The organism is Microbacterium sp. K41 (genome assembly GCF_004794395.1).
GTDB classification, from domain to species: Bacteria; Actinomycetota; Actinomycetes; order Actinomycetales; family Microbacteriaceae; genus Microbacterium; species Microbacterium sufflavum.
Genome location: NZ_SSDO01000138.1, coordinates 1 through 6,211 on the forward strand (window position 1 = coordinate 1; position 6,211 = coordinate 6,211).

The 6,211-nt window shown below is 72.1% G+C and carries 7 protein-coding genes and 1 pseudogene; 5 read left to right on the forward strand and 3 right to left on the reverse strand.

Annotated features, from left to right (window positions below; all coding sequences use genetic code 11):
- Both DW309_RS03105 and DW309_RS03110 read right to left on the reverse strand, forming a co-directional pair.
- Window positions 1-393: pyridoxamine 5'-phosphate oxidase family protein (locus DW309_RS03105; RefSeq protein WP_240753108.1), on the reverse strand; the 393-nt coding region annotated here is incomplete at its 3' end.
- A gap of 43 nt (window positions 394-436) precedes the next feature.
- Window positions 437-2,035: an ABC-F family ATP-binding cassette domain-containing protein gene (locus DW309_RS03110; RefSeq protein ID WP_136030182.1), complete on the reverse strand. Its 1,599-nt coding sequence runs from the start codon at window positions 2,033-2,035 to the stop codon at window positions 437-439.
- Window positions 2,036-2,198: 163 nt separating this feature from the next.
- Here DW309_RS03110 and DW309_RS03115 point away from each other — a divergent pair, with 163 nt between their 5' ends.
- The 3 genes from DW309_RS03115 to DW309_RS03125 are packed head-to-tail and all read left to right on the forward strand — an operon-like array spanning window position 2,199 to window position 4,779.
- Window positions 2,199-2,816, forward strand: a complete 618-nt coding sequence (locus DW309_RS03115) for a DedA family protein (protein ID WP_136035205.1) — start codon at window positions 2,199-2,201, stop codon at window positions 2,814-2,816.
- A gap of 5 nt (window positions 2,817-2,821) precedes the next feature.
- Window positions 2,822-4,111: a sensor histidine kinase gene (locus DW309_RS03120; RefSeq protein ID WP_136044530.1), complete on the forward strand. Its 1,290-nt coding sequence runs from the start codon at window positions 2,822-2,824 to the stop codon at window positions 4,109-4,111.
- Complete coding sequence (locus DW309_RS03125; protein ID WP_136030177.1) at window positions 4,108-4,779, forward strand: response regulator; 672 nt, start codon at window positions 4,108-4,110, stop codon at window positions 4,777-4,779. The genes DW309_RS03120 and DW309_RS03125 overlap by 4 nt, the downstream gene beginning before the upstream one ends.
- A 62-nt stretch (window positions 4,780-4,841) precedes the next feature.
- Here DW309_RS03125 and DW309_RS19950 read toward each other — a convergent pair whose 3' ends face one another.
- Window positions 4,842-5,096: a hypothetical protein gene (locus DW309_RS19950; protein WP_240753110.1), complete on the reverse strand. Its 255-nt coding sequence runs from the start codon at window positions 5,094-5,096 to the stop codon at window positions 4,842-4,844.
- Between DW309_RS19950 and DW309_RS19955 the strand changes: the two are divergent.
- Window positions 4,999-5,628: pseudogene (locus DW309_RS19955) on the forward strand (acyltransferase family protein); the annotation flags it as partial. The gene DW309_RS19950 and the pseudogene DW309_RS19955 overlap by 98 nt on opposite strands.
- 160 nt (window positions 5,629-5,788) lie before the next feature.
- On the forward strand, window positions 5,789-6,172 hold the full coding sequence (locus tag DW309_RS19960; RefSeq protein ID WP_240753111.1) for a hypothetical protein: 384 nt from the start codon (window positions 5,789-5,791) through the stop codon (window positions 6,170-6,172).
- The last annotated feature ends 39 nt before the right edge of the window (window positions 6,173-6,211 follow it).

Genomic DNA, 6,211 nt, shown 5'->3' on the forward strand with positions numbered 1-6,211 from the left:
CGCGGGCGTCGCCTCCCGCACCGGCCCGCGGAGCCGCACCGCCCGGGCGAGCGGCTGCCACCAGAAGTTCAGTGCCGCCACGGCGTGCACGGCGAGCTGGACGCCCTTGCCCGACGAACGAGGCCCCGCGAACGCCCATCCGCGGGCGTCCGCATCCTTGAGGAGGAGCGTGCGCGCATCCGGCATGCCGTCGCGATCGACCGTCGCCAGGGTGGCGGCGTGCGGCTCCGGCACCCCCTGATCGGCAGCGAGCCGGATCCACGAGAGGAACAGCGGCAGGGGCTCCGCCGGGAGCGCGGCGACGTCGACCGATCGCCCGCGACCGGTGAGCGCCGGCCGGCTCCGCAGCCATGCGCGCATGTCGGACGGATGGTTCGGCGCGGGCGTGCTCAAGCTCCCGATGATGTCACGCCGCCGTCGCTCGGGCCGCGCCGGGTCAGGCGAGCTCGATGAGCTCCTGGTACTCCTGGTTCCAGATGTCCTCGACGCCGTCCGGGAGGATGAGCACCCGCTCCGGGTTGAGCGACTGCACCGCTCCGGGGTCGTGCGACACGAGCACCACGGCGCCCTCGTAGTGCGCGAGCGCCCCGAGGATCTCCTCGCGCGACGCCGGGTCGAGGTTGTTGGTCGGCTCGTCGAGCAGCAGCAGGTTGGCCGACGAGACCACGAGCGTGGCGAGCGAGAGGCGGGTCTTCTCCCCACCGGAAAGCACCCCGGCGGGCTTCAGGACGTCGTCGCCGGTGAACAGGAACGAGCCGAGCACCTTGCGCGCCTCCGTCTCGGTGATGTGCGGAGCGGCGGAGACCATGTTCTCCAGCACCGAGCGGGAGACGTCGAGGTTCTCGTGCTCCTGCGCGTAGTAGCCCACCTTGAGGCCGTGCCCCGGCTCGAGCTGGCCCGTGTCGGGCTGGTCGACCCCGGCGAGCATCCGCAGCAGCGTCGTCTTCCCTGCGCCGTTGAGTCCGAGGACGACCACCTTCGAGCCGCGGTCGATCGCGAGGTCGACATCGGTGAAGATCTCCAGCGAGCCGTAGGACTTCGACAGCCCGGACGCCATGAGCGGGGTCTTGCCGCAGGGGGCGGGCTTCGGGAACCGCAGCTTCGCGACCCGGTCCTCCTGCCGCACCTCGTCGAGTCCGGCGAGCAGCTTCTCGGCGCGCGCGATCATCTGGTGCGCGGCCGCGGCCTTCGACGCCTTGGCGCCGAAGCGCGCGGCCTGCTGCTGCAGCGTCGTCGCCTTCTTCTCCGCGTTCGCGCGCTCCTTCTTCCGGCGCTCCTCGTCGGCGGCGCGCTGGCGCAGGTAGTTCTTCCAGTTCATGTTGTAGATGTCGATGACCTGGCGGTTCGCGTCGAGATAGAACACGCGGTTCACGGTCTCCCCCACGAGCTCGACGTCGTGGCTGATCACGATCAGGCCACCCTTGTAGTTCTTCAGGAACTCACGAAGCCACACGACGCTGTCGGCGTCGAGGTGGTTGGTCGGCTCGTCGAGGATCATCGTGTCGGCGTCGGAGAACAGGATGCGCGCCAGCTCGATGCGCCGACGCTGACCGCCCGACAGCGTCGAGAGCGGCTGGTCGAGGATGCGGTCAGGCAGCGAGAGGTTGTGTGCGATGGACGCGGCCTCCGCCTCCGCGGCGTACCCGCCCTGCGCCTCGAACCGCTCCGTGAGCGTGGCATAGCGCTTCATGGCCTTCGCCGCGACCGCCGGGTCGTCCGAGCCCATCGCGAGCGATGCCTCCGTCATGCCGAGGTTCAGCTGACCGAGGCCGCGCGCGTCGAGGATGCGCGTGCGCGCGAGGTCTTCGGGGTTCCCGGAACGCGGGTCCTGCGGCAGATAGCCGAGCTCACCCGATCGGGTGACCGAGCCTCCGGAGGGCAGCACATCCCCCGCGAGCACCTTGGTGAGAGTGGTCTTGCCGGCGCCGTTGCGCCCGACCAGTCCGATCTTGTCTCCGTCGCCCACGCGGAACGACACGTTCTCCATCAGCAGGCGCGCGCCAACGCGGATCTCGAGGTCGTGCACGGCAAGCACAGCGGACGTCCGTTCCTTCGGGGTGGGTGAGCGGCCGATCGGCCAGCCTCCCAGTATATGCCGCCCGGAGAGCCTCACCGCCCGGCAAGATCCCTCCCGAGAGTGAGAGCCGGAATACCGCAGAGGGATGCCCGCTGCGCGACCGCCCGCCTACCGTGCAGGAGTGGACATCCTCAACGAGCTCATCATGCAGGCGATCGCCTCCCCCTGGCTGTACCTGGTGTTGTTCGCCGTCACGGTGATCGACGGGTTCTTCCCGCCCGTGCCGAGCGAGACCGTGCTCGTCGCCGCGGCCGCCGTCGCCGCATCCACCGGCGACGGGAACCTGCTTCTCCTGGGGCTCGTCGCGGCGGTCGGCGCCGCCATCGGCGACAACCTCGCCTTCCTGATCGGACGCCGGCTGGGCACCTCACGATTCGCCTGGATGCGGCGGCCGAGGGTGGTCACGGCCTTCGCATACGCCCAGCGCGCGCTCGATCGACGCAGCGCCACGCTCATCCTCGGCGCGCGGTACATCCCCGTCGGTCGCGTCGCGGTGAACATGTCCGCGGGTGCGCTGGGCTTCCCCTGGCGCCGGTTCCTGCCCCTGAGCCTCATCGCGGGCGCGAGCTGGAGCGTCTTCAGCCTCGCGATCGGGCTGCTCGCCGGTGCATGGATCAAGGACCAGCCCCTGCTCAGCGCTCTGCTCGGCATCGGCGTGGCCCTGGTGATCGGTGTCGTGATCGACCGGATCGCCGCCGCCCGTCGTCGCCGTGCGCCCGTGGCCCACCTGGCAGGATGAGAGTCATGGCACGCCGCCGAGCCCGACCCCCGCGCGCGCCGCGGATGAACCGCCGCACCACCGCCCTCGCGGCGCTGTATGCGGCGGTCGTCGTGCTGTACGCGCTGCTCGTGCCCCTGCAGACCGTGCTCTCCGGCACCCCCCTGCCGCTGACGTTCCTCGTCGGCGCGGCGCTGTGCGGAGCGCCGCTCGTCGCCCTCGCCCGACCGCGCACCGCCATCGCGCTGTTCACCGCCGCGACCTTCACCCTGCCGCTCCTCGTGGTCCCCGCGCAGGCCATCCAGTCGCCGTGGCCCTGGTCGGTGCCGGCACTGCTCACCTTCGTCCTGTTCGTGGGGGTCGTGACCTTCGTGCACGGCCCCCGCCTCGGAGCCGTCGCCCTCGTGCTCGGGGCCCTCACGTCGCTCACCGCTCCGCTGCTGCGTGCCGACATGGTCGCCAGCGGCGCGTCCGCCGGGAGTGCGACCGCCGACCTCATCGTGACGTCGTCGCTCGCCGCGGCCATGTACCTCATCGCCGTGCTCGTCGCCGGACGTGTCCGCGTGGCCCAGGAGCTCACGCGCGAGCGGGAGCACAGCGCGCTGGAGGAGTCGCGCCGCGCCCTCGTCGAGGAGCGCACACGGATCGCGCGCGAGCTGCACGACGTGGTGGCGCACAGCATGTCGGTCATCCAGGTGCAGGCGTCGACCGCGCGGTACCGGCTGCCCGGGCTCGACGACGCCGCGACGGCCGAGTTCGAGGACATCGCCGCGACCGCCCGCACCTCGCTCACCGAGATGCGACGCATGCTGGGGGTGCTGCGCACGGAGGACCAGCACGCCGAGCTCGCCCCGCAGCAGGGTCTCGACGACATCCCCGCGCTCGTGGACAGCATCCGCCGCGCCGGCGTCGAGGTGGGGCTCGTGATGGAGGGCACGGATGCCGCGTCTGGCGCGGAGCCCACCGTGCAGATCGCCGCGTTCCGCATCGTGCAGGAGGCGCTGAGCAACGCCGTCCGTCACGCGCCGGGGGCCCGTGTCACGGTGCGCGTGCACGCGGACTCGGCGGCGCTGCGGCTCGTCGTGCAGAACGCCGCGCCGCCGCGACCGCCGGAAGCCCACCCCGGGGGCTACGGGCTGCGGGGAATGCGCGAGCGCGCGGAGATCCTCGGCGGTAGCCTCTCCGCCGTCCCCACGGACGACGGCGGGTGGCGCGTCGAGGCGACCCTCCCCCTGGCCAACGGCTCGACCCCGACCACCGCCGACCACGGCATGACGGCAGCCCCGCCGGCCGCAGCAGACGAGGAGACCCCGTGACGATCAGCGTGCTCATCGCCGACGACCAGGCGATGGTCCGTGCGGGTTTCGCCGCCCTTCTCGACGCCCACGACGGGATCCGCGTGGCCGGACAGGCCGCGAACGGCGCCGAGGCCGTGGCGCTGTCCGCCCGGCTCGATCCGGACGTGATCCTGATGGACGTGCGGATGCCGGAGCTCGACGGCATCGAGGCCACGCGCCGCATCCTCGGCACGTCGTATCCCGCCGCTCACGTGCCGCGCATCCTGATGCTCACGACGTTCGACATCGACGACTACGTCTACGACGCGCTGGAGGCGGGCGCGAGCGGCTTCCTGCTCAAGGACGCCCTGCCCGAGGAGCTCGTGCACGCGGTGCGGGTGGTCGCGGGCGGCGACGCCCTGCTGGCTCCGAGCGTCACCCGCCGCATGATCGAGCAGTTCGCCGGACGACGCCCGCGGGCCCCCCGCTCCGCGACCGTGCTGGCGGAGCTGACCGATCGCGAGCGCGAGGTGCTGGTGCTGATCGGTCGCGGCCGGTCGAACTCCGAGATCGCCACGGACCTCTTCATCGCGGAGCAGACCGTGAAGACGCACGTGGGCAAGGTGCTGTCCAAGCTCGGCCTGCGCGACCGGGTTCATGCGGTGATCCTCGCTTACGACACCGGGCTGGTCGAGCCCTCGTCCTGACTCCCCCCACGGTAGGGGTCTGATCGACACCGCAGGGTGATGCCGCCGCGGACACCCCGTCCCTAACCTCCGAGGACACCGTTCCGAGGAGGACTCATGGCCATCGTCCAGGCGCTGCCCGCCGCCGCTCCCCCGCCCGCGCCGTCTGCGCGACGCGACACCGGCATCGACTTCATCCGGGCGCTCTGCGTGCTCGGCGTGGTGGTGCTGCACGCCATCATGGTGGGCGTCACGGTGGCCGACGGCGCCCCGGTGTTCGAGAACGCGAGCGACGGCACGGGATGGATCGCACCGCTCAGCTGGGTGCTGCAGGTCATGCCGCTGTTCTTCGTGATCGGAGGGTTCTCCGGGCTGCTCGCCTCCCGTCGGCTGCGGGCGAGGGGCGCGAGCACCCTCGACTTCCTGACCGCACGGGTACACCGGCTGCTGCGTCCCGCAGTCATCACGGTCGCCGCGGTCGGCGTCGCACTGGCCGTCCTGACGCTCCTCGGCGTCCCGGCCGAGCTGATCGCGGTCGCGGGCTTCCGCTACGGGCAGCCCCTGTGGTTCCTCGGGGTCTTCCTGCTGTGCCAGCTGCTGCTGCCCGCCCTGGCGGCCCTCCACGAGCGTGCTCCGCTGCGCACGATCGGCGCGCTCGCAGCCGCCTCGGTCACGGTGGATGCGCTACGCGGCGTGACCGGCGTGGCAGGACTGGGGTTCCTCAACCTCGCCTTCGTCTGGCTCACGCTGCAGCAGCTCGGATTCTTCCTCGCCGACGGGCGCATCGACGCCCTCGCCCGCCGCACCCGTGTCGCCGTCACCGCGGGCGCCGGAGTGCTCCTCACCGTGCTCTTCGTCGCCGGCGTGTACTCCCCCGACCTCATCGCCAACATCAACCCGCCCACCGCCGCGCTCCTGCTGGTCGGCGTCGTCCACACGGGCCTAACTGTCCCTGCACCGCGAGCGGATCGCCCGGGCGAGCAGCACCGTCGCGGCGGCGGCGTTCACGCGATTCGTCACCCGCCGCACGATGACGATCTACCTGTGGCACATGCCCGTGCTGCTGGCGATGGCCGGCGTGACCGCGGTCGTCGCCCTCGGCACCGGTGCCGCTCTCCCGGCGCTCGACGGCCCGGAGTGGTGGCTGACACGCCCGCTGTGGCTGCTGTCGGCGCTGGCCCTGACCGCCGGGGTGGCCGTCGCCGTCGACCGCTTCGAACGACAGCCGGCACCGACGGGCACCCGATCGTCCGGGCGGCTGGTCTCGGCCGGGCTGCTCGGGCTCGGCGGCGTGGTGCTGCTGCTGGTCGTGGGCACGTCCGTCACGACCGCGATCGTGGCCGTGGCCCTGCTGATGACCGCGCTGCGCCTCGCCAGGGCGGCCGAACCGGTGCCAGCGCTCGCGATCGGGTGAGGCTCAGGCCACCCCGCGCGCGGCGAGGGCGTCGCCCAC